We start from the raw sequence: 21,428 nt of genomic DNA on the forward strand, positions 1-21,428 counted from the left end.
TCGATGAGCAAAGTACAAAAGAACGCCGATAAGGAATTCGGTTTATCGTCTTGGGCCATTGATAACCCCTCGGTTATTTATGTGATGATTGCCATTTTTCTTTGGTTGGGATTTAGCGCCTATATGGCGATGCCCAGAGAAGATTTTCCTGAAATTATAGAGACCAAAATCTACATTAGTACACCTTACCCAGGTAACACTGCCGAAGATATTGAAAAACTGATTACAGACCCTTTAGAGGATCGGTTAAAGAATATTAGTAACGTAGTAGAAGTTACCTCAACTTCTCAAGAAGATTACGCCATTTTAACCATAGAGTTCGATGAAGAGATTACTGTTGAACAGGCTAAGCAAAAGGTAAAAGATGAAGTAGATAGTGAAAAAGCGAGTGAAGACTGGCCTACTTTCAATGGTGCTAAGGTAGAACCAAATGTGTTCGACCTCAATTTCTCTGAAGAAGTACCTATTATGAACATCAATTTCACAGGAGATTACCCTGTAGAAAAGTTGAAAGAGTTTGCTGAATATTTACAAGATGAAGTAGAAGACTTACCAGAAATTAAGCAAGCAGATATACGTGGTGCACAAGATTTAGAAGTGGAAGTCGGTGTCGACATTTACAAAATGATGGCTGCTAAAATCAGCTTTCAAGATGTAATCAGTGCTATTAGCAATGGTAATATGACCATGTCTGCAGGTAACTTAAAAACTGTGGGACAAAGACGTACCATTCGTATTCTAGGCGAAGTTGAAGACCCTAAAGAATTGAACAACTTCGTGGTAAAATCTGAAAATGGGGCTGTTTACCTAAAAGATATTGCGACCATTAACTTTCAAGCAAAAGACAAAACTACCTATGCTCGAGAATTCGGGAATAACGTAGTAATGCTAGATGTAAAAAAGCGAGCTGGTAGAAATTCTATTTCTGCAGCAGATAAAATAAAGGAACTGGTAAAAAAAGAGAAAGCAGATTACTTTCCGCCAGATTTAAATATATCTATAGCCAATGACTCTTCTACTCGTACACTGAACCAGGTTGATGACTTAGTAAACAACATCATCTTCGGTATTATACTCGTAGTAACTGTTTTAATGTTCTTCTTAGGCTTTAGAAATGCGTTATTCGTTGGTTTCGCGATTCCAATGTCAATGTTCATGTCTTTCGTCATATTATCATGGCTAGGTTATACCCTAAACACGATGATCCTTTTCGGAATGATCATGGGGCTTGGTATGTTAGTAGATAACGGTATTGTAGTTGTAGAGAACGTGTACCGATTAATGGATGAAGGTTTGTCAAGAACCGAAGCTGCTAAAAAAGGTATCGGTGAAATAGCCTACCCTATTATTATTTCGACAGCTACAACGGTAGCGGCATTCGTTCCATTAGGACTTTGGCCTGGTATTTTTGGGCAGTTTATGATCTACTTCCCTATTACACTTTCTGTAGTATTGGGCTCTTCATTATTCGTGGCAATTTTCATGAACTCGATGTTGGTTTCTAAATTCATGAGCACCGATGAAAAAGAATTGACCCTAAAGCAATTAATTAGAATGAGTGTTATTCTAGGTGGTCTAGGAGCATTAATACTAATTTTTGGTGGCGCTATGCGTGGTTTAGGTTCAGTATTAATATTAACCGGAATCATGTTTTGGGCTTATAAATACATTATTAAAGGTTCAGCTATTAGATTTCAAAAGAGAACCATGGCGCGCTTTGAAAATTGGTATGAGCGTCGTTTAAAACATGCTTTAAAGGGTGGCAATGTATACTGGTATTTTGGTATTACATTTTTAATGTTGATTGGTGTATTCATGTTATTTGCTATGTCTGTAATGAGCGGTCGAACAAAAATTGAATTTTTCCCTGATAACAAACCAAATGAAATCTATGTGTATGTAGAATACCCTGAAGGTACTTCTATTGAAAAGACTAATGAGATTACCAAAGAGGTAGAAAACCAGGTGTACGCTATCATGAATGATGATATGTACAAGAATGAAAAGGGTGAAAACTTTATGATGGCATCTGCTGTATCTGTAGTAGGTGAAGGTGCCGGTAACCCGCTTACCGATGGTGGTTCATCTGCCGAAATGCCTCATAAGGGTAAGGTAACCGTAAACTTTAGCGAGTATAAATTTCGTAATGGTTTAAATACCGAAGATATTCGTGGTCGTGTACAAGCCGCATTACAGGGTATTTATCCTGGTGTTGCCATATCGGTAGAGAAAGATGCCAATGGTCCGCCAGCAGGTTTTCCTATTAACATTGAGCTTGAAGGTAACGATTATGACGAACTGATCAATACTGCCGAAGACATTAAAAACTTCATCAATACTAAAAACATTGCAGGTATTGAAGAATTGAAAATTGATGTAAATAAAGGTAAACCAGCCATGCAAGTAATTGTGGATCGCGAAAAAGCAGGTGAATTAGGTGTTGCCGTTGGGCAAGTTGGTAATCAGTTAAGACGTTCTATTTTTGGCGAAAAAGCTGGTGTTTATAAAGAAGATGGTGAAGATTATGATATCAACATCAGATTCAATAAAGATTTGAGATATAATAAAAGTGCCTTATTCAATCAGAATATCATTTTTAGAGATCCTTCTAACGGACAAATTAAGGAAATTCCGATTTCTGCCGTAGCAACCGAAAAAAACACATCGGGCTTTAGTGCTATTAAACACCGCGATGGTAAACGTGTAGTTACTATTTATTCGGGATTAAAACCTGGCTTTACAGATGCCGGTGCAATTGTTGCCGAAATTCAGAATGAAATGGGAAGTTTTGACGGGACTCCTAATACAGTGAAAATCGATTACACAGGTCAATTAGAAGAGCAAGCAAAGCAACAAGCTTTCTTAGTAGGTGCCTTTTTCTCAGGATTAGGATTGATTATGCTTATCCTAATCTTCCAATTTGGTGGTATTTCGAAACCATTAATTATTATGATCGCAATTTTCCTAAGCTTTATCGGCGTATTTGGAGGATTGATGATCACCGGATGGTCTTTTGTAATTATGATGACCATGATGGGTATTATCTCATTAGCCGGTATTGTGGTGAATAACGGAGTGGTACTCCTCGATTACACCCAAATTCTGGTCGACCGTAAAAAGATAAGACTTGGTATGGAAGATAGCGATCTATTGACCATTAAAGATGCGACAGATTCTATGATCGTTGGCGGTAAGGCAAGATTACGACCGGTAATATTAACTGCCATTACAACCGTATTAGGATTGATTCCGCTAGCTATTGGTTTAAACATTGATTTCTTTGCGCTATTCTCAGAGTTTAATCCGCATATATACATTGGTGGTGACAACGTAATTTTCTGGGGACCATTGGCTTGGACGGTTATCTTCGGCTTAATCGTTGCGACCTTCTTAACCTTAATCATTGTACCGGTATTATTTAATATAGTATACCGTATAAAAATAAAGTTCAGTAGTTTCGGTGGAAATAGTAATGAAGAAAATGAACAATTAGAGCACGTAGCTTAAGCTACAAAAAGCTGAAATAAAAAAGCCCCGTATCAAATGATACGGGGCTTTTCTTATTGTTGTTGTATTTGATTGAGATTATTTATTCGTTACAACAGGATCTTTTTTACTAGCTTTATTTACACTAGCAATTCTGTTATTATCAAAGCTTACTTCGCTTTTTACATCGCCTTCCCAGAATAACCACGTACCAGTTCTTACACCATTATCATAACTACCCATGGCAATTTTGTCTCCTTTTTCATTAAACATTTTCCATTCACCTTCTAACTTCTCATTTAAAAAGTACCCTTCTTGAGACTTTTCACCATTTGCGTGAAAGTACGTTGCTTTTACCTTATCTCCTTCTTTTTCAAAAGTAGGATCAACTTGAGCGTAAGCTCCGAACGACAATGCCATTACAGCTATAATTAAGAATTTTTTCATGATATATTTTTTTTGGGATTATTATTTTACAGTACTCTAACGAGATAAAGATACAATTATTTTGCAATTAATCAATGTTTAGGTAACTTTTACATAACATTAAATTTACATTGAAGCCATATTTAACTGTTTTTAAGATAGTTAAGTAAAATTCAACTTCATATCAACCAAACCGGTCATCCTATAAAACGTGTCTTTAATATAGACCTATAATGAAATAGACTTCTTAAATTTGCCCTTTCATTAAAGCACATGTTATGTATAGAAGCCATTCCTGCGGGGAATTAAGAGAATCACATATTGGCCAAACGGTTACACTATCTGGTTGGGTAGCCAAAACTAGAGACAAAGGTTTCGTTGTTTGGGTAGATTTAAGAGATCGCTATGGTATTACACAACTCGTTCTTGATGAAGACCGCACCAGTGCTGAACTTTTAGAGCAGGCAAGAAATTTAGGTAGAGAGTTTGTTATTCAAATAAAGGGTGAGGTTATTGAAAGAGCTTCAAAAAACACCAACATCCCAACAGGTAATATTGAGGTTTTAGTTTCTGAGCTTACCATTCTGAACGAATCTAAAACTCCGCCATTCACTATCGAGAACGAAACCGATGGTGGTGAAGACCTACGTATGAAATATAGGTATTTAGACATCCGTAGAAATCCTGTAAAAAACAATCTTATTTTTAGAAGTAAGGTAACTATGGAAGTTCGTAAGTTTTTATCCGGTGAAGGCTTTATAGAAGTGGAGACTCCGTATTTAATAAAATCTACACCAGAAGGTGCTCGCGATTTCGTGGTACCAAGTCGTATGAACGAAGGGCAGTTTTATGCCTTACCACAATCGCCACAAACCTTTAAGCAGTTGCTTATGGTTGGTGGTATGGATAAATACTTTCAGATTGTAAAGTGTTTTAGAGATGAAGATTTACGTGCTGACAGACAGCCAGAGTTTACACAGATAGATTGTGAAATGGCTTTTGTTGAGCAAGAAGATATACTTAACGTTTTCGAAAACTTAACCAAGTACCTTTTAAAAGAAGTGAACGGTGTTGAGATCGATTCGTTCCCAAGAATGACTTATGACGATGCCATGGCTAAATATGGTAACGATAAGCCAGATATTCGTTTTGGAATGGAATTCGCTGAATTAAATAGCGTTGCCCAGCATAAAGAATTCGGAGTTTTTAATTCTGCAGAGTTAGTAGTAGGTATTGCCGTACCAGATGCTGCCTCATATACTAGAAAAGAATTAGATGCTTTAGTAAACTGGGTTAAGCGACCGCAAATTGGAGCTAACGGAATGGTTTACGTAAAATGTAATGAAGACGGAAGCTTTAAATCTACCGTAGATAAATTTTACGACCAAGACGATTTAGCTAAATGGGCAGCAGCAACTGGTGCTAAACCAGGTGATCTTATCTGCGTACTTTCTGGTGATGCCAATAAAACAAGAACACAATTAAGTACCTTGAGAATGGAAATGGCAACCAGACTTGGACTTAGAAAACCAAATGAATTTGCACCATTATGGGTAGTTGATTTCCCATTATTGGAGCTTGATGAAGAAACCGGGCATTATCATGCTATGCACCACCCATTTACTTCTCCAAAACCAGGTCAGTTAGAATTACTAGATACTGATCCAGGTGCAGTACGTGCAAACGCTTATGATCTTGTATTGAACGGAAACGAAATAGGCGGTGGTTCTATTCGTATTCACGATAAAGATATGCAAGCAACCATGTTCAAGCATTTAGGCTTTACACCTGAAGAAGCAAAAGCACAATTCGGCTTTCTAATGGATGCCTTCCAATACGGTGCACCACCACATGGCGGACTAGCATTTGGTTTAGATAGACTTGTATCTATTTTAGGCGGACAAGAAACTATCAGAGATTTCATTGCTTTCCCTAAAAATAATAGTGGTAGAGATGTAATGATCGATGCACCTGCACCGATTGATAATGCACAGTTGAAAGAACTGAGTTTGAAGTTAGATATTCAAGAATAGCCTAACTTAATAGTATTATAATTTAAAATCCTGCCACTGCGCAGGATTTTTTGTTTTCTACCAATTGATAAATGAACATCAACAAAGAGTCTAACCATGTAAGGTATTTTTTGTTAAATTCACTTTGTGAAAAAATGGGTTAAAATAGTATTGTATAGTTTATTGGGCATAGTGCTAATATTTTGTGCGTTAGTTGGGTATCTTTATTATCAATATGATTGGAAATATGAAGTGAATGAAAAAAAATACCCTCATAATATTGGACATCTACCGCAGAATAATACAGAATCAAATTTTAATCTTTGTAATAAAGAACGTATAGTTGGCTGGTTTGCTAGTGCTGCTATGTCTGTCCCCATATTCAGAGGGAGCAAATCCACCTTTAAAAAATATATTTTAGAAAACTTTAATACTACAGATAATAGTGATAATGGTTTTTTAAACTTAAGATTTATAATCAATTGTAAAGGAGAAGTTGGAAGAATCGAAATCAATGAATTAGATATTGATTATAAGCCATCTAAATTCTCGCCAAACCTTGTCAAACAAATTGTAGAACTAAGTTCTAGAAAAGAAAATTGGAATATATCAAACATTAAAGGTGAACAGTTAGACAGCTATATGTACTTAATTTACAAAATTGAAAATGGTGAAATTTCAGAAATACTACCTTAGCACAATACTGGGTTTATTTTTGTTGGTTTCTTGCAATAAAGCTTCAAAAAATAATACTCAAAAAGATAAAGAACTTGCTACAATTCTTTTTGAACAAGAATTCGGTACACATGACCACCTGAAGCCTATTCAAGGTACACCTAAATCAATGACCATGTTGGACTCTATTTTAAAATTGGACCCAACACATGCCGCAGCTTGGCGCGAAATTTCAATACCATATTTAAAGAGAGGAATGCCTTTAGAATGGAAACCACTCATTGACAAATCTGTCGAAATAGATCCAAAAAATTGGCAGCCAATGAGAGGCTACCTATATCTTAATTTCTACAGAGATTATGAAAAAGCCATTGCAGATTTTAACGCATCAGATTCGTTAACTCCGTATTTAGATTATCCACAAGGGCATAGTGTAGATTTTTGGCGTGGCATTGCTTATTTAGGCGCAAAAGACTATGACAACTCCATTGCTTTTTGGGACAAACATATTACTAAAGAAACAGAGGACTCTGGTGAAGATTGGGTAGAACTTGAAGCATTTCTATATAGAGGTATTGCGTATTATGAAGCTGGTAACATTGAAAAATCAAATGAAAACTTTGAAAAAGTCATTCAATACTTCACCAACTCTGCAGATGCCAAATATTACACAGCACAGATATTATTAAGTGAAGGAAATAATAAAGCGGCTTTAAACATGATTAACGATGCCATAATTGATTTCAATAATGGGTATTATAACAATAGAGCATATGTTGAAACGCTACGCCAAATTTATCTTGAAGATTTAGAAGAACTTAAATCCAAAATCATAGCAAGTAATTAAATACCTTTGACCCCTATCACTGATATGGCTCAACCATGCCCATCCAAAGGAATAACATTTTAAAAAGTATTTACAAATGGAGATATAAACATATCTCTCAAAAGACCTTTATATATATTTTAAGTGTGGTTGTGGGGCTTTTAGCTGGTTTGGCATCTGTCACCCTAAAAAACATCACTTATTTTATTGAGGCATCCCTTGAAAAAGGAATTATTTTTTCTAGTAATCAACTGTACTTCATCCTACCAATAATTGGCTTAACGCTTGTTTATTTATATGTAAAGTATATTCATAAAGAAAAGCTTAACCATGCTGTTTCTTCAATTCTATTCTCATTATCTAAAAACAAAGGGCGTATAGCTGTAAAACAAGTTTACACCCAACTTATTATTGCTCCGCTAACTGTTGGTTTTGGTGGGTCTGTAGGGTTATTGGGTCCGGCAGTGGCAACGGGGGCAGCTATAAGCTCTAATTTAGGTAAGCTCTTTCACATAAATTCTAAAACACGCTCTTTATTAATTGCCTGTGCATCGGCAGGTGCCATATCATCTATATTTCAATCGCCGATTGCCGCTATCATTTTTGCGGTAGAAGTATTTAGTTTAGATCTGACCATGATATCGATGTTACCCTTATTACTGGCTTCGATAAGCGGTGTGCTTACCTCCTACTTTTTTATGGGAAACGAGAATCTTTTCAATTTCTCGATTACAGAACCATTTGAGGTCAAAGACACTTTGTTTTACATTCTATTAGGTGTTGGTACCGCAGTAGCCTCTATTTACTTTACAAAAATGTACTTTGGTATTATTAATCTTTTTAAGCCTTTAAAGAGTCCAAAATACCGATTGCTCGTTGGTGGTCTAGCTATAGGTATTATGCTATATATGATTCCTCCACTGTATGGTGAAGGTTTTTCCTTTATCAACGACCTTTTAATTGGTGATCATATTAAAGCTTTAGGCAAAACACCATTTGATGCCTACATCGGTAATATTTGGGTAGTAATTGCACTATTGGTCGGTATTACTATTTTTAAAGCAGTTGCGATGACGACTACTTTAGCTGCCGGTGGCGCAGGTGGTATTTTCATTCCCACCATGGTTATGGGGAGCGCATTAGGGAATGTTGTAGCTAAATTGATCAACAATTCAGGATTAGGATTTTCAGTTTCCGAAAGTAACTTCACCCTTATAGGCATGGCGGGTCTTATTGCCGGTGTACAACATGCACCGTTAACCGCAATTTTCCTTATTGCTGAAATAACAGGTGGTTATGCCCTATTTGTGCCTTTAATGATTACCGCATCAATATCGTACATTATCACCAAAAACACCGTAGATTATACGATTTACACAAGAGAATTAGCAGAAAGTGGCGATTTACTGACACACAATAAAGATCAAGCAGTGCTAACCCTTATGGATCTTGATATGGTAATAGAAACCAACTTCAAAATCGTACACCCAGATATGACCTTGGGTGAAATGCTACACGACTCCGTTGCCAAATCAACACGAAATATTTTTCCCGTGGTAGATGTAAATCATATGTTTTTGGGTATTATTTTATTAGATGATATTAGGGAGTTTATGTTCGACACCAAATTGTACAACACTACAAAGGTGGAAACATTTACCCATAAAGCCCCCGATCACATATATTATGGGCTGGACAGTATGCAAATTGTAATGCAAAAATTTCAAGATAGTGGCGCGTGGAATTTACCAGTAGTCAAAAACGGAAAATATATGGGCTTTGTTTCAAAATCAAAACTATTGACCGCTTACAGAAGAGAACTTATAAAATTCACTAAGTAAAATAACTCATGAAATATATAATCATCGCTATAGTATTAGTCTCAATCGGATTAATCATTTACGGATTCAATTTAGATACCGGTGAAGAAGCACTTTCACATCGATATATAGGCTCAGGCACCTTATTGCTATTTTTAATAGCCATGCCACTTTTTCTAATAAGAGAGAGCAAGGGTAAAAAATTCAATGATTACATGCTTACCGATGAAAATGTACGGAAAATGCAAGGAAAAGAGCCTAGAAAGACTGATAATCAAGACACTCCGAAAAATTAATAGTGCGATTCGCTACCAATGAATCTTAAAATATTGTAAATTAGAATGTTAACATTAAAATTTCAATACAATGATTGGTACCGTCAAATTTTACAATGAATCTAAAGGTTATGGATTTATAACCAATGAAGAAACTGGAAAAGATATTTTTGTTCACGCCACCTCTTTACACGGCACTGAACTTAGAGAAGGTGATAAAGTGAGTTATGAGGAGGAAGAAGGAAGAAAAGGTACTGTTGCCGGACAAGTGCAGGTGCTTTAACAAGTATCTTTTTTTCTAAAAAATTTAGATAACCACGCTCTTGCGTGGTTTTTCATTTATGCTCAAAACCCTATTTTCTTTTCTTCGCAAAAAACTGAAGCAATAAACTAGAAGCTTCATGTGCAAGAATACCACCAGATATTTTAGTTTTAGGGTGTAGTGTAGTTCCCATAACTCCGCAACCACGCTGTTCATCTGTAGCCCCATAAACGATTTTACCAATCTGGCTCCAATACAACGCGCCAGCACACATTTGGCAAGGTTCTAATGTTACATAAAGCGTACAATCTTTTAAATACTTTCCGCCTAAAAAATTAGCAGCCGAAGTAATCGCTTGCATTTCTGCATGTGCGGTAACATCATTTAATTTTTCAGTGAGATTATGTGCTCTGGCAATGATTCTATCTTGCACTACAATAACTGCACCAACGGGCACTTCACCAGCTTCAAGTGCATATTCTGCTTCTTGTAGCGCCTTTTTCATAAAATAAGTATCATCGTAAGGTAAAACCATAGGTTCAAAAATACGATAGTTTCATTTTTAAAAAAGTATTTTTGTCTCCATTATACCCACAGCTTGAAATCGATACTAGAACATATCAATTCACCCAACGACCTTAAATCTTTAAAAGAAAAAGATTTAGAGCAACTGGCTATTGAGTTACGTGAGTTTATAATTGATATTGTTTCGGTCAAAGAAGGGCATTTAGGTGCTAGCTTGGGTGTTGTAGAACTAACCATTGCCTTACATTATGTTTTCAATACCCCTGTAGACAAACTTATTTGGGACGTAGGGCACCAAGCATACGGACATAAAATACTGACTGGTAGAAAAGAGGTTTTTGATACCAACAGACAATTAGGTGGTATAAGCGGCTTTCCTAAAATGCAAGAAAGCAAATATGACGATTTTGGTACAGGGCATAGCTCCACTTCTATTTCTGCGCTATTGGGCATGGCTTTAGCTGCCCAATTACAAGGAAAACTACAAAGACAACATATTGCCGTAATAGGCGATGCATCTATAGCCAGCGGTATGGCATTTGAAGGTTTGAACCATGCCGGCGTTACTAATGCCAATATTCTTGTCGTGCTTAATGACAATGCTATGGGCATAGACCCAAGTGTAGGTGCATTAAAAAAATACTTGACCAATGTTAAAACAGGTACCGCAAAAGAAGAAAATATTTTCGAGTGCCTAAATTTCAATTACACTGGACCAATTAACGGTCATGACTTGCCAGCATTAGTAAAAGAATTAGAACGTTTAAAGCATATTGAGGGTCCTAAATTGTTACATGTAATCACCACGAAAGGTAAAGGCTTACAAAAGGCAGAAGAAAACCAGGTTACTTACCATGCACCTGGTAAGTTTGATAAACAAACTGGTGAACTACAAAAGAAAACCAACACCATTGAACCACCTAAATTTCAAGATGTATTCGGAAAGACTTTAGTAGAACTTGCGCTAAAAAATGAAAAAATAGTAGGAATTACACCCGCTATGCCAACAGGTAGTTCCTTAAAATTTATGATGGAAGCCATACCAGATCGCGCTTACGATGTTGGTATTGCCGAACAACATGCAGTTACCATGGCCGCAGGCATGGCAACCGACGGTTTAGTTGTATTCTGTAATATTTACTCCACTTTTTTACAGCGGGCATACGATCAAGTCATACACGATGTAGCCATACAAAATCTACCCGTAATTTTCTGTTTAGACCGTGCTGGTTTGGTAGGTGAAGATGGACCAACACATCATGGTGTATTTGATATTTCATACTTAAGATGCATACCTAACTTAATTATTTTTTCTCCAATGAATGAAATAGAGTTAAGAAACATCATGTACACGGCACAATTAGGTTTAGAACATCCTATTGCTATAAGATATCCGCGTGGACGAGGAAATGAAGTGAACTGGCAAGTACCGATGAAAAAACTCAATATCGGAGAAGCTCAACTTTTAAAAGAAGGAAGCAAAATTGCCATTTTGAGCACAGGACCTATCGGAAATATGGCATCAAATTTGATGTCAGAATTAGACCAACATACAGCAATTGCACATTATAATTTTCCATTCATTAAACCACTGGATACCATTTTGTTAAAAGAAATCTTACAGAAATACGAGTATATTATTACACTTGAAGATGGCTCAGCTATTGGCGGATTTGGTAGTGCTGTGTTAGAATTTGCAAATAATGTTGGAATCCATAAAATAATTAAGATATTTGGCATTCCTGATGCCTTTATTACACACGGTGCTACCGAAAAACTGTATATAAAAGCAGGGATAGATAAGATGTCCGTAAAACAATATGTACAACAATTTCTATGAAAATAATGGCTTCAAAATCGCTTAAATTCTTACTTCCGTTACCTCTTTTGGTAACTTCATTTTCGTTCGGTCAAGATACCATACCGGCACCAATTATCGTAGATAGCGTTACTGTAGACAGTATCGCAGTAGATACTATTGTAATTCGTAGAACGGTCGATAAAATTTATTCTCCTAGAAAAGACGTAAATCTACAAATACCAAAAATTGACTTCAAAAAAACAAAAACTTTACAAAAAGGTTTTCAACGTTTTAGAGTACCATCGTTTTGGGAAACAGAAAATAGCTTTGGTATAAATATTAGCGAAGTTGCCTTTGTAAACTGGAATGCTGGTGGTGATAATGCTATTAGCGGATTAGGCTTTTTAAAATTTGCGAGAAAATATAAATTCAGCAATTTTCAATGGGATAATAATCTAGAATTACGTTACGGATTAAATGCACAAGAAGGTCAAAAACTTAGAAAAACGGAAGATGTAATTCGTTTGAGTTCTAACTTAGGTTTTAAGAAAGAAAATGATAGTAGATGGTTTTATTCTGTACAGTTAAATTTTAATACCCAATTCTCTAACGGTTACAAATACCCAGATAGAGATACACCGATTTCAAGATTTATGGCACCTGGTTATTTACTATTTGGTGCGGGTACATCGTATATCAGTAAAGATGAAAAATTTAATCTTTACCTATCTCCCTTGACCCAAAAATCAACTTTCGTACTAGATCAAGATTTAGCTGATAATGGCTCTTTTGGTGTTCAAGAAGCCATTTTAGATGCAGAAGGCAACGTAATTACTCCCGGCGAAAATCATTTATTAGAAATTGGTATCCTTATTACAAACAATTTCAATTATACCGTTGCAGATAATATTGAATTAAAAAGTAGACTTAATCTTTATTCTGATTATATAAAAAGCTTTGGTAATATCGATGTTGATTGGGAACTTACCATTAACATGAAGGTCAATAAATTTATAAGTACAAGCTTAGGTACACAAATGATTTATGATGACGATATTCTTTTTGATATCGTCAAAAATGATAACGGCACCATTGTAAACCCTGGTGTACCAAAAATACAGTTCAAGCAAGTACTAGGCGTAGGTATTCTATACGGTTTCTAAAGCGTTTTTCCTTTTATCTTATTGTGAATATGCACTGCAGCACTATCAGATAGGCTTGCAACGTAGCAACATGTATTCAATACAATTTGATAAAGCGATGCATTTGTTTCTTGATAAAACCCAGGTAGCGTTCTTAAAATAAGTTTGTGGTAATTAGAAGCTTTGTTGTTCTTCTTACCGATCAAAGCATCAATGTAAACATCTAAAATATCAGAAATAATAGTATAACCCGCTATCTCTTTTTCAACCACTTCTTGAGATTGATAGATTTTCTGAACACTTAGGCTAATGATATCTTCGATTTGGGCTTTAAATCCGCTTTTATCTAACAAAGAGACTTCAAAAGTGCCATTTAAGATGCTTTCTTCATTCTCAATGAAGATCGAAACTGCATCTTGTATTAGCGTATTAATGGCTAAAGCTCGTAAGTAGCTAAGCCTATCTTCCATATACTCCAAAGAATTATACTTTTTGGTATTTATGGTGTCTTTAACCAATTTTATTAGGTATTCTAAGGCGTAATCTTCAGAAATGAGTCCTAAATTAATACCATCTTCAAAGTCAATAATGGTATAGCAAATATCATCTGCAGCTTCTACCAAAAATGTCAACGGATGTCTTCCATAAGAAATAGTACCGTTATTACTTCTAGTGGGTAATCCTAAATCTTGGGCTACTTCGTCAAAAATGTGCTTTTCACTCTGAAAAAATCCGAATTTCTTATCACAGATATGGTTACTAGGTTTTTTAGGTAAAGACTCTTTGGGGTATTTCATGAAAGCACCTAAAGTAGCATAGCTAAGACGGAGTCCGCCAGAAACCCCTGCCCTATCTTGTGTCATTAATCGAAATCCGTTAGCGTTACCTTCAAAATCAATAATATCTTGATACTCTACCTCAGAAAGTAGTTCTTTGAACATTAATCCGTTTCCGGTTTTAAAATATTCCCCGATTGCTTTTTCACCACTATGACCAAAAGGAGGATTACCAATGTCATGAGCTAAAGCCGCAGCGGCTACAATACCACCAAAATCATTGAATTGATAGTCATGAACTTCTTTTAGATATGGATGTTTTTCAATAATCTTTTTTCCTGCCAATCGACCTAAACTTCTACCGACAACAGAAACCTCAAGACTATGGGTTAATCTCGTGTGCACAAAATCGGTTTTTGAAAGCGGTATTACTTGGGTCTTATCTTGAAGACTTCTAAAAGCAGATGAAAATATAATACGGTCATAATCAACATCGAAGCCCAAACGGGTTTCATCTTGTTCATTTCTTAACCTCTTATTTTTATCGCCTTGTCTTCGTAAAGAAAGTAATTGCTCCCAATTCATGTTCGTTATTTTAAAGTCTGCAAGATACGGCATTTGCCCATTTTGATACAGAAAGTGTCAATTAGAGTAAAATATTATGCACCAGAACCTTAACCTTTAAAACATATAATATTAAACCTTAGGTAACCTTATCTTAACCTTGGGTTGTTTTCTTTGTACCAGTTATTTTACACATGAAAAAATTATACATTCTATTTGCTTTAATGATTTGTTCTTTGTCTTTTGCACAAGAGACCAGTTCTATTAAAGGTAAAATTTTAGACGGCGAATTTTTCAATGAACCAATGCTCATGGCTTCGGTAACAATAGATAACGCTGCTCATTCTACACAAACAAATTTTAGAGGAAATTTTGAATTTAACGACATAGCGGCAGGCACGCATAATGTGTTAGTTCAATTTGCAGGGTACGAGCCAATACGCTTAGAAATTGCCGTTATAGAAGGGGAGCAAACTCAAATTTTAGAAACGCTATATGCTAAGCAATTGTCATTGCCTTCTACCGCTAAAGTTAGTGCAACTTCAGAAGACGCTTTAAGTACTTTAGAACTAGCGGTGAACAAAACAAGGTAATCTCTCAACGTTTTTTTCTTAACATTTCTAACTCTTTTGTTTAGAAAAGTGATTTCGATATCAAAACAAAAATTCTTTTTCAAAAAGAAAGTAGTATTTTCATCAACTAAACTTAGTTTCTTTGCAACTATTAAGCATCATTGCAAAGTATACGATATTAACTTCATAACCTTATTTTAACCTTAATGATAATTTATAATATCATTTTTGTTCCTTATTTAAATTTTTGATGGGCGAGAACATATATTTATTCATGATTATTGCATTGGCGGTTTTAGCCATAACAGATTTAATTGTTGGTGTTAGTAACGATGCTGTCAATTTTTTAAATTCAGCAATAGGCTCAAAAGCAATTTCCTTTAAAACTATAATGCTTGTTGCCAGTGTAGGTATAGCCTTCGGAGCTGTTTCTTCAAGCGGAATGATGGAGGTAGCAAGAAAGGGAATCTTTAATCCGTCTGAGTTTGTCTTTGCAGAAATCATGATTGTCTTTATGGCCGTTATGATCACCGATATTCTCTTACTAGATTTTTTCAACACATTGGGTATGCCAACTTCAACAACGGTATCAATCGTTTTTGAGTTATTAGGTGCTGCCGTAGCTATATCATTGGTTAAAATATATTCAGGAGATGGTAACTTTACACACCTTTCGAACTATATAAATACCGACAAGGCAACTGAAATTATTATCGGCATACTATTATCTGTCGTCATTGCCTTTACTATAGGCGCTATTGTGCAATTTTTTACTAGGATATTACTATCCTTCAAATTCAACGATAAACCGAAATGGGTAGGTGCCATTTTTGGTGGCATGGCGATTACGGCGATCATATACTTCATACTTATAAAAGGCCTTAAAGGAACCTCAATATTGAGTCCGGAAGCATCTATGTTCATTGGTGAAAATCCTGAATTATTCTTATTGGGGAACTTCATGGTATGGTTTGCACTATCATGGCTTGCAACTACATTCATGAAATGGAATATTTACACCATCATTATTATTCTAGGTACGTTCGCTTTGGCAATGGCATTTGCAGGTAATGATTTAGTAAACTTTATTGGCGTTCCATTAGCAGCTTACGAATCATATTTAAGCTGGGCAAATTCTGGTCAATTGGCTTCTGAATACAACATGAAAGGTTTGGCAGTTGCGGTTCAAACACCAACATACTTATTGTTAGCTTCAGGTGTTATTATGGTCGTTACATTATGGTTTTCATCAAAAGCTAAAAATGTAGTAAAAACAAGTGTTGACCTTTCTAGACAAGATGAAGGCGACGAACGCTTTGAACCAAATTATCTATCAAGACAAATTGTAAAGTTTTCTATAAAAGCATCAGAAAATCTGAATAACTTAATTCCTGTTTCATTACAAAACAGAATTAACACTCAGTTCGTAAAACCAACTTCATACGCGCAAAAGGCGAAGGCAAAAGACCAACCTGCATTTGACCTTATTAGAGCTTCTGTAAACTTAATGGTGGCAAGTGTACTAATATCTCTTGCAACCTCTTTAAAATTACCTTTATCTACTACCTACGTAACCTTTATGGTGGCAATGGGTACATCTTTAGCTGATAGAGCTTGGGGTTCTGAAAGTGCAGTATATAGAGTTGCCGGTGTACTTAATGTCATTGGCGGATGGTTCTTTACTGCAATCGTAGCTTTCGTAGCTGCAGCTATAATCGCTTATATTATTCACTTAGGTGGTATTTATGCCATCAGTGCATTATTGGTTTTCGCCTTTGTTTTAATTGGTAAAAACTACTTGTCTCACACTAAAAAATTAAAAGAGACCAAAGAAGAAGAGATTTTAGAGCGTGCAGAAAGTAGCTCTATACAAGGTGTAATTGAAGAAAGTGCAAAAAACATTGCCAACGTTGTAAAAAGAGCGAATAAGATTTACTCTAATTCTATTAACGGATTAGCAAAACAAGATCTCAACTCGCTTCATAAAAATAAGAAGCAAGGAGCTAAATTGGCCAACGAAATAGAAGACTTAAGAAATCACACTTTCTATTTTATTAAGAATCTAGAAGAAGCTCATATAGGTGCCAGTAATTTCTACATTAATGCCATGGGGCATTTGACCGATATTTCACAATCATTGGAGTATATTGGCAAAGTAAGCCATAAGCACGTTAACAATAATCATAAGAAGTTAAAGTACAATCAAATAAAAGAGCTTAAGCAGATAGATATAAAATTAGCAGAGATATTAGATAATACTTACCATGCTTTTGAAGAAAGATCGTTTGAAAAAATCGGTACTATTCTTAATAACAAGCAAGAGCTATATGATTTGGTTTCTCAAAAAATAAGTGCACAAGTAGAACGTACAAGATCTGAGGAATCAAGTCCTAAAAACACGACCTTGTATTTCACCATCTTGCTTGAAACAAAAGATTTAATGACAGCAACCATGGATCTTTTAGAATTGTATTACAAAGAACATGATGCCGACGTTGCCCCTGCAACCTTAGATTAAGTCATATTCCTATTTTAATAAAAACCATATTTATGAAATATATCATCTTGTTCACGGTACTGCTTACAGGTATTTATAATCATGCCCAAGAAATATCCGGCAACGAATTATTAGAACGAGCAATAGCATTTCATGACCCAGAAGACAATTGGCCTACATTTAAAGGTAAAATGCTGATTGAGATGGAAAATCCGAAAGGAAGTCCTCGTAGTACAGTAGTAGAAATGAAATTACCTGAGAATTATTTTAAAACTACCGTTACCAAAGACAATTACGTTATTGAATCTGAATTAGATAACAACGATTGTACTTTAAAATTAAATGGAAGCACTTCTATTTTCCCTAAGATAAAAGATAGCATGAACATTAGCTGTGATCGCGCTAAAATGATGAAGAACTACTACACATACTTATATGGGTTGCCTATGAAATTAAAGGACCCTGGCACCATTATAGATAGCAAAGTGGTTAAGAAAACTTTTAAAGGAAAAACGTATTTAGTATTGAAAGCTACCTATGAACAAGAAGTAGGTAACGATACTTGGTATTTCTATTTTGATCCAAAGACCTACGCTATGGAAGTGTATCAATTCTTTCATGATGAAAGCAAAAACGACGGAGAATACATTCTACTTTCTGAGATGATAACTGTAAATGGAATTAAGATACCTAAAGTACGTAAGTGGTATTACAACAAAGGCGATGTATTTTTAGCTACTGATAATCTTCGTAAAGCGAATATTATAGATTAGCGATAAAAATTCATTTCATCCATATACTTCCAAACTTCTGGTGGCAATAAAGGTTTAATGTTTTTACCATTTTTATGCTCTCTTCTAATAAAAGTAGAAGAGATTTCCATAATGGGTGCATTTACATGATGTATCTTGTCATGCTCCTTAAATTGGTGCTCAATAACACCTTCAGATATTCTTGGATAAACATATAGATGATGAAGATCTAAAATAGCTTCATAATTCTTCCACTTATGAAGCCCTTTCAAATTATCCTCGCCCATTATCAATGAAAAATCATATCCGTCAGGATATTTTTCTCCTAAATGAACAAGCGTATTTATGGTATAATTCGGTTGTGGTAAATTGAATTCGATATTACTAGGTTTTAGCTTATCATAATCCTTTGTAGCCTCATAGACCATTTCAAATCTTTGATGATTATCTAGAAGCGTTTTCTTGGTCTTAAATGGACTTTGAGGCGTTACTACAAACCAAACCTCATCTAAGTCTGAAAACTCTACCATATGGTTCGCTATAACCAAATGACCAATATGAATAGGGTTGAAGGTACCAAAGTATAATCCTACCTTTTTCATGTGCACTTATTCTTTATCGTCTGAAACGAAATCGGCTACCAAATCTATAGCTTCTTGTAAAGCAACATCAAGATCATAATTCTTTATGATCTTATCGAACTGTGGTGCAGTTGCCAATTCTACCGAAGCTTTGGCAATACGCATGTTTATTTTGTCTTCGCTTTCGGTACTTCGCTTTTTAAGTCTAATCTTAAGTTCATCAACACTAGGTGGCTTTACAAAAACAGCCAATGTCTGATCAGGAAACTTCTTTTTAATTCTTAAACCGCCAACTACATCAATGTCAAAAATAACGTTCTTACCTTCAGCCCAAAGTCGTTCTACTTCACTTTTTAAAGTCCCGTAAAAGTTATCTCTATAAACCTCTTCCCACTCCAAAAAATCATCATTCTTGATATGATTTTTGAACTCAGAAACCGACATGAAGTAATAATGCTCTTTATTCTTCTCTTTACCTCTTCTTGGTCGTGAAGTTGCAGAAACAGAAAAAGCCAAATTTAATTCTGGTTGTGCCAATAGATGGCGTACAATGGTTGTTTTTCCACTTCCTGAAGGTGCAGAAAAAATGATTAGTTTACCACCTTTCATCTATAATACGTTTAACATTTGTTCTTTAATCTTCTCTAACTCATCTTTCATTTGCACCACAATTTGTTGCATTGGGGCAAAGTTCGCCTTAGAACCGATCGTATTAATTTCACGACCAATTTCTTGAGAAATAAAGCCTAATTTTTTACCATTACTATCGTCTGACTGTAATGTTTTACTGAAGTAATCTAAATGATTCGCTAAGCGAACCTTTTCTTCAGTAATATCATACTTCTCTAAATAGTAAATAAGCTCTTGCTCAAATCTGTTAGCGTCAACATCTGCCTTTAAATCTTGTACTGCTTTTTCTAGGCGCTCGCGAATGGTAGCTTGCCTATCGGGATCAATGCTTATAACCTCTTCTAATAATTTTTTCAAAGAAGATATTCTGTCAAGAAAATCTTTTTCTAATACACTACCCTCTTCTGATCTAAACTCATTAATTTCTACCAAAGCACCTTGCAATGCTTCTTTGATAGCCTCATATTCAGATTCATCTATATCTTCCTTATCGGTCTTCATCGCATCAGGAAAACGCAATGCCATTTCTAACAATCTTAAATCATCGCCATCGGCAATGCTCTTTAATTGGTTCATGTATTGTTTTACTGCAACTTCGTTTACCTGGGTTGAAGTTGTATCGCCTGTAAGCTCAACGTATAGGTTAAAATCTACCTTACCTCTCAACAATGAATTAGCGACCAATTTTCTTAGTTCTAATTCTTTTTCGCGATAACTTGAAGGCATACGTGCATTTAAATCAATGCTCTTACTATTAAGCGATTTTATTTCTACCGTAATTTTTTTATTAGGTAATTGAACTACATGCTTTCCAAAGCCGGTCATTGATTGAATCATAAATACATTTTAGATTAAGACAAAGGTAAGGTAAATGAAAATTTCAACGTTAATCATCTCACCTTACGTAATTAATAAAGGAGCAAACAAAAAAAATATCTTGTTTACTCCTTAAATTCTAACTGATAAAATATTAAAGTTCTCTAACCCAAATATTTCTAAAACTTACACGACTATCGTCGCCGTGATCTTGTAACATTAAAGGTCCTTTACCATGAGCCGGGTTTTTAGGCCAACCAACATAAGGGGTCGTACCTTTTAACTCTACATGATCTTGAACCAAAATTCCGTTATGAATTACGGTAATATCGCCTGATTTTATTTTGCCGCCATCAACATTAAATTCTGGGGCATGATAAATAATATCATACGTATTCCACTCGCCTGTTGGCACAGAAGCCATTGCTAATGGTACATGTTGCTTATAAATAGAACCAACTTGCCCATTTACATACGTTGGATTATCATTTTGATCTAGAATTTGTACTTCATATATGCCGTTTAGAAAAACACCGCTATTTGCTCTATTCTGATTATCTCTCTGCACTGGCAAAGGAGATTTCCATTCTATATGCAACTGTACGTCTCCAAAATTTTGCTTGGTTTGTATATTACCCGTTTTGTCATTTACCGTCATACTACCATCTTTATTCAAATGCCATTTGGCGGCAGTACTATCATTTGTACTGATCCAATTATTTAAGCTAGTACCATTAAAAAGTACCACAGCATCACTTGGTGCATTACTAGCGGTAGCTGATTTAACAACGGCAACTTTAGGCTCATAAAACTCAGTTTCTTCAGGTGTAGTGGGTTCTTCGCCCATGTATTCCTCATAAACGATTACACTATCCTTAACAGCTTCTAACCCTCCATCAGTAGCTACCGTTACTTTTTCTTGACAAGAAATTACTCCTAAAGAAGCAACTAACAATAGTAATGAATATCTATTTTTCATACGTAAATGCT

General features: G+C 35.4%; 19 protein-coding genes. 12 read left to right on the forward strand and 7 right to left on the reverse strand.

Annotation, left to right across the window (positions count from 1 at the left end):
• Nucleotides 1-3: 3 nt before the first annotated feature.
• Entirely contained in the window at nucleotides 4-3,507 is a 3,504-nt protein-coding gene (locus ACJJVT_RS15125) for an efflux RND transporter permease subunit (RefSeq protein WP_405399807.1), read from the forward strand.
• Between the two features lie 78 nt (nucleotides 3,508-3,585).
• On the opposite strand, the gene ACJJVT_RS15130 is transcribed toward ACJJVT_RS15125, so the two are convergent.
• Nucleotides 3,586-3,933: a toxin-antitoxin system YwqK family antitoxin gene (locus tag ACJJVT_RS15130; RefSeq protein ID WP_405399809.1), complete on the reverse strand. Its 348-nt coding sequence runs from the start codon at nucleotides 3,931-3,933 to the stop codon at nucleotides 3,586-3,588.
• A gap of 257 nt (nucleotides 3,934-4,190) precedes the next feature.
• Between ACJJVT_RS15130 and aspS the strand changes: the two genes are divergently transcribed.
• The 6 genes from aspS to ACJJVT_RS15160 all read left to right on the forward strand — a co-directional run bounded on the left by aspS (nucleotide 4,191) and on the right by ACJJVT_RS15160 (nucleotide 9,803).
• A complete protein-coding gene (gene aspS / locus ACJJVT_RS15135) occupies nucleotides 4,191-5,945 on the forward strand; it encodes an aspartate--tRNA ligase (RefSeq protein ID WP_405399810.1) in 1,755 nt (584 codons plus the stop codon).
• A gap of 126 nt (nucleotides 5,946-6,071) precedes the next feature.
• A complete protein-coding gene (locus ACJJVT_RS15140) occupies nucleotides 6,072-6,620 on the forward strand; it encodes a hypothetical protein (RefSeq protein ID WP_405399811.1) in 549 nt (182 codons plus the stop codon).
• A complete protein-coding gene (locus ACJJVT_RS15145) occupies nucleotides 6,592-7,446 on the forward strand; it encodes a tetratricopeptide repeat protein (protein WP_405399812.1) in 855 nt (284 codons plus the stop codon). The genes ACJJVT_RS15140 and ACJJVT_RS15145 overlap by 29 nt, the downstream gene beginning before the upstream one ends.
• A gap of 35 nt (nucleotides 7,447-7,481) precedes the next feature.
• Nucleotides 7,482-9,266 (forward strand): chloride channel protein, encoded by a 1,785-nt coding sequence (locus ACJJVT_RS15150; RefSeq protein ID WP_405399814.1) that lies wholly within the window; start codon nucleotides 7,482-7,484, stop codon nucleotides 9,264-9,266.
• A gap of 8 nt (nucleotides 9,267-9,274) precedes the next feature.
• Nucleotides 9,275-9,541 carry a hypothetical protein gene (locus tag ACJJVT_RS15155; RefSeq protein WP_405399816.1) on the forward strand — a complete coding sequence of 89 codons (267 nt, stop codon included), beginning with the start codon at nucleotides 9,275-9,277 and terminating at the stop codon, nucleotides 9,539-9,541.
• A gap of 70 nt (nucleotides 9,542-9,611) precedes the next feature.
• The gene (locus ACJJVT_RS15160) at nucleotides 9,612-9,803 is read left to right on the forward strand and encodes a cold-shock protein (protein ID WP_299798355.1); all 192 of its coding nucleotides are present in this window, start codon (nucleotides 9,612-9,614) and stop codon (nucleotides 9,801-9,803) included.
• A 70-nt stretch (nucleotides 9,804-9,873) separates the two neighbouring features.
• On the opposite strand, the gene ACJJVT_RS15165 is transcribed toward ACJJVT_RS15160, so the two are convergent.
• Complete coding sequence (locus tag ACJJVT_RS15165) at nucleotides 9,874-10,317, reverse strand: nucleoside deaminase (RefSeq protein ID WP_405399817.1); 444 nt, start codon at nucleotides 10,315-10,317, stop codon at nucleotides 9,874-9,876.
• 63 nt (nucleotides 10,318-10,380) lie between these two features.
• Here ACJJVT_RS15165 and ACJJVT_RS15170 point away from each other — a divergent pair, with 63 nt between their 5' ends.
• Both ACJJVT_RS15170 and ACJJVT_RS15175 read left to right on the forward strand, forming a co-directional pair.
• Complete coding sequence (locus ACJJVT_RS15170; RefSeq protein WP_405399819.1) at nucleotides 10,381-12,147, forward strand: 1-deoxy-D-xylulose-5-phosphate synthase; 1,767 nt, start codon at nucleotides 10,381-10,383, stop codon at nucleotides 12,145-12,147.
• The gene (locus ACJJVT_RS15175) at nucleotides 12,144-13,271 is read left to right on the forward strand and encodes a DUF3078 domain-containing protein (RefSeq protein ID WP_405399820.1); all 1,128 of its coding nucleotides are present in this window, start codon (nucleotides 12,144-12,146) and stop codon (nucleotides 13,269-13,271) included. The genes ACJJVT_RS15170 and ACJJVT_RS15175 overlap by 4 nt, the downstream gene beginning before the upstream one ends.
• Here ACJJVT_RS15175 and ACJJVT_RS15180 read toward each other — a convergent pair.
• Nucleotides 13,268-14,611: a deoxyguanosinetriphosphate triphosphohydrolase gene (locus ACJJVT_RS15180; protein WP_405401048.1), complete on the reverse strand. Its 1,344-nt coding sequence runs from the start codon at nucleotides 14,609-14,611 to the stop codon at nucleotides 13,268-13,270. The genes ACJJVT_RS15175 and ACJJVT_RS15180 overlap by 4 nt on opposite strands.
• A gap of 173 nt (nucleotides 14,612-14,784) precedes the next feature.
• Here ACJJVT_RS15180 and ACJJVT_RS15185 point away from each other — a divergent pair, with 173 nt between their 5' ends.
• The 3 genes from ACJJVT_RS15185 (at nucleotide 14,785) to ACJJVT_RS15195 (ending at nucleotide 18,432) form a co-directional block, all read left to right on the forward strand.
• Nucleotides 14,785-15,183, forward strand: coding sequence for a carboxypeptidase-like regulatory domain-containing protein (locus ACJJVT_RS15185; protein WP_405399822.1), 399 nt, complete (start codon nucleotides 14,785-14,787; stop codon nucleotides 15,181-15,183).
• 229 nt (nucleotides 15,184-15,412) lie between these two features.
• Nucleotides 15,413-17,680 carry an anion permease gene (locus ACJJVT_RS15190; protein WP_405399824.1) on the forward strand — a complete coding sequence of 756 codons (2,268 nt, stop codon included), beginning with the start codon at nucleotides 15,413-15,415 and terminating at the stop codon, nucleotides 17,678-17,680.
• A gap of 32 nt (nucleotides 17,681-17,712) precedes the next feature.
• Entirely contained in the window at nucleotides 17,713-18,432 is a 720-nt protein-coding gene (locus ACJJVT_RS15195; RefSeq protein ID WP_405399826.1) for a DUF6503 family protein, read from the forward strand.
• Here ACJJVT_RS15195 and nadD read toward each other — a convergent pair.
• The 4 genes from nadD to ACJJVT_RS15215 all read right to left on the reverse strand — a co-directional run bounded on the left by nadD (nucleotide 18,429) and on the right by ACJJVT_RS15215 (nucleotide 21,417).
• Complete coding sequence (nadD, locus tag ACJJVT_RS15200) at nucleotides 18,429-19,013, reverse strand: nicotinate (nicotinamide) nucleotide adenylyltransferase (RefSeq protein WP_405399827.1); 585 nt, start codon at nucleotides 19,011-19,013, stop codon at nucleotides 18,429-18,431. The two genes, ACJJVT_RS15195 and nadD, sit on opposite strands and share 4 nt — an antisense overlap.
• A 6-nt stretch (nucleotides 19,014-19,019) precedes the next feature.
• A complete protein-coding gene (gene gmk / locus ACJJVT_RS15205) occupies nucleotides 19,020-19,601 on the reverse strand; it encodes a guanylate kinase (protein ID WP_405399829.1) in 582 nt (193 codons plus the stop codon).
• Complete coding sequence (locus ACJJVT_RS15210) at nucleotides 19,602-20,459, reverse strand: YicC/YloC family endoribonuclease (RefSeq protein ID WP_405399830.1); 858 nt, start codon at nucleotides 20,457-20,459, stop codon at nucleotides 19,602-19,604.
• A gap of 133 nt (nucleotides 20,460-20,592) precedes the next feature.
• Nucleotides 20,593-21,417, reverse strand: coding sequence for a DUF1080 domain-containing protein (locus ACJJVT_RS15215; protein WP_405399832.1), 825 nt, complete (start codon nucleotides 21,415-21,417; stop codon nucleotides 20,593-20,595).
• Nucleotides 21,418-21,428 lie beyond the last annotated feature (11 nt).

Origin of the sequence: Maribacter sp. Asnod2-G09, from assembly GCF_045063795.1 — a bacterium.
GTDB lineage: Bacteria > Bacteroidota > Bacteroidia > Flavobacteriales > Flavobacteriaceae > Maribacter.

Bases quoted from the DNA above. Each gene is read 5' to 3' on its own strand.
- ACJJVT_RS15125 (WP_405399807.1), top strand. From the start codon at position 4: ATGAGCAAAGTACAAAAGAACGCCGATAAGGAATTCGGTTTATCGTCT.
- nadD (WP_405399827.1), bottom strand. From the start codon at position 19,013: ATGAAAAAGGTAGGATTATACTTTGGTACCTTCAACCCTATTCATATT.
- ACJJVT_RS15130 (WP_405399809.1), bottom strand. From the start codon at position 3,933: ATGAAAAAATTCTTAATTATAGCTGTAATGGCATTGTCGTTCGGAGCT.
- gmk (WP_405399829.1), bottom strand. From the start codon at position 19,601: ATGAAAGGTGGTAAACTAATCATTTTTTCTGCACCTTCAGGAAGTGGA.
- ACJJVT_RS15195 (WP_405399826.1), top strand. From the start codon at position 17,713: ATGAAATATATCATCTTGTTCACGGTACTGCTTACAGGTATTTATAAT.
- aspS (WP_405399810.1), top strand. From the start codon at position 4,191: ATGTATAGAAGCCATTCCTGCGGGGAATTAAGAGAATCACATATTGGC.
- ACJJVT_RS15190 (WP_405399824.1), top strand. From the start codon at position 15,413: ATGGGCGAGAACATATATTTATTCATGATTATTGCATTGGCGGTTTTA.
- ACJJVT_RS15215 (WP_405399832.1), bottom strand. From the start codon at position 21,417: ATGAAAAATAGATATTCATTACTATTGTTAGTTGCTTCTTTAGGAGTA.
- ACJJVT_RS15155 (WP_405399816.1), top strand. From the start codon at position 9,275: ATGAAATATATAATCATCGCTATAGTATTAGTCTCAATCGGATTAATC.
- ACJJVT_RS15175 (WP_405399820.1), top strand. From the start codon at position 12,144: ATGAAAATAATGGCTTCAAAATCGCTTAAATTCTTACTTCCGTTACCT.
- ACJJVT_RS15180 (WP_405401048.1), bottom strand. From the start codon at position 14,611: ATGAATTGGGAGCAATTACTTTCTTTACGAAGACAAGGCGATAAAAAT.
- ACJJVT_RS15210 (WP_405399830.1), bottom strand. From the start codon at position 20,459: ATGATTCAATCAATGACCGGCTTTGGAAAGCATGTAGTTCAATTACCT.
- ACJJVT_RS15160 (WP_299798355.1), top strand. From the start codon at position 9,612: ATGATTGGTACCGTCAAATTTTACAATGAATCTAAAGGTTATGGATTT.
- ACJJVT_RS15165 (WP_405399817.1), bottom strand. From the start codon at position 10,317: ATGGTTTTACCTTACGATGATACTTATTTTATGAAAAAGGCGCTACAA.
- ACJJVT_RS15150 (WP_405399814.1), top strand. From the start codon at position 7,482: ATGCCCATCCAAAGGAATAACATTTTAAAAAGTATTTACAAATGGAGA.
- ACJJVT_RS15185 (WP_405399822.1), top strand. From the start codon at position 14,785: ATGAAAAAATTATACATTCTATTTGCTTTAATGATTTGTTCTTTGTCT.
- ACJJVT_RS15145 (WP_405399812.1), top strand. From the start codon at position 6,592: ATGGTGAAATTTCAGAAATACTACCTTAGCACAATACTGGGTTTATTT.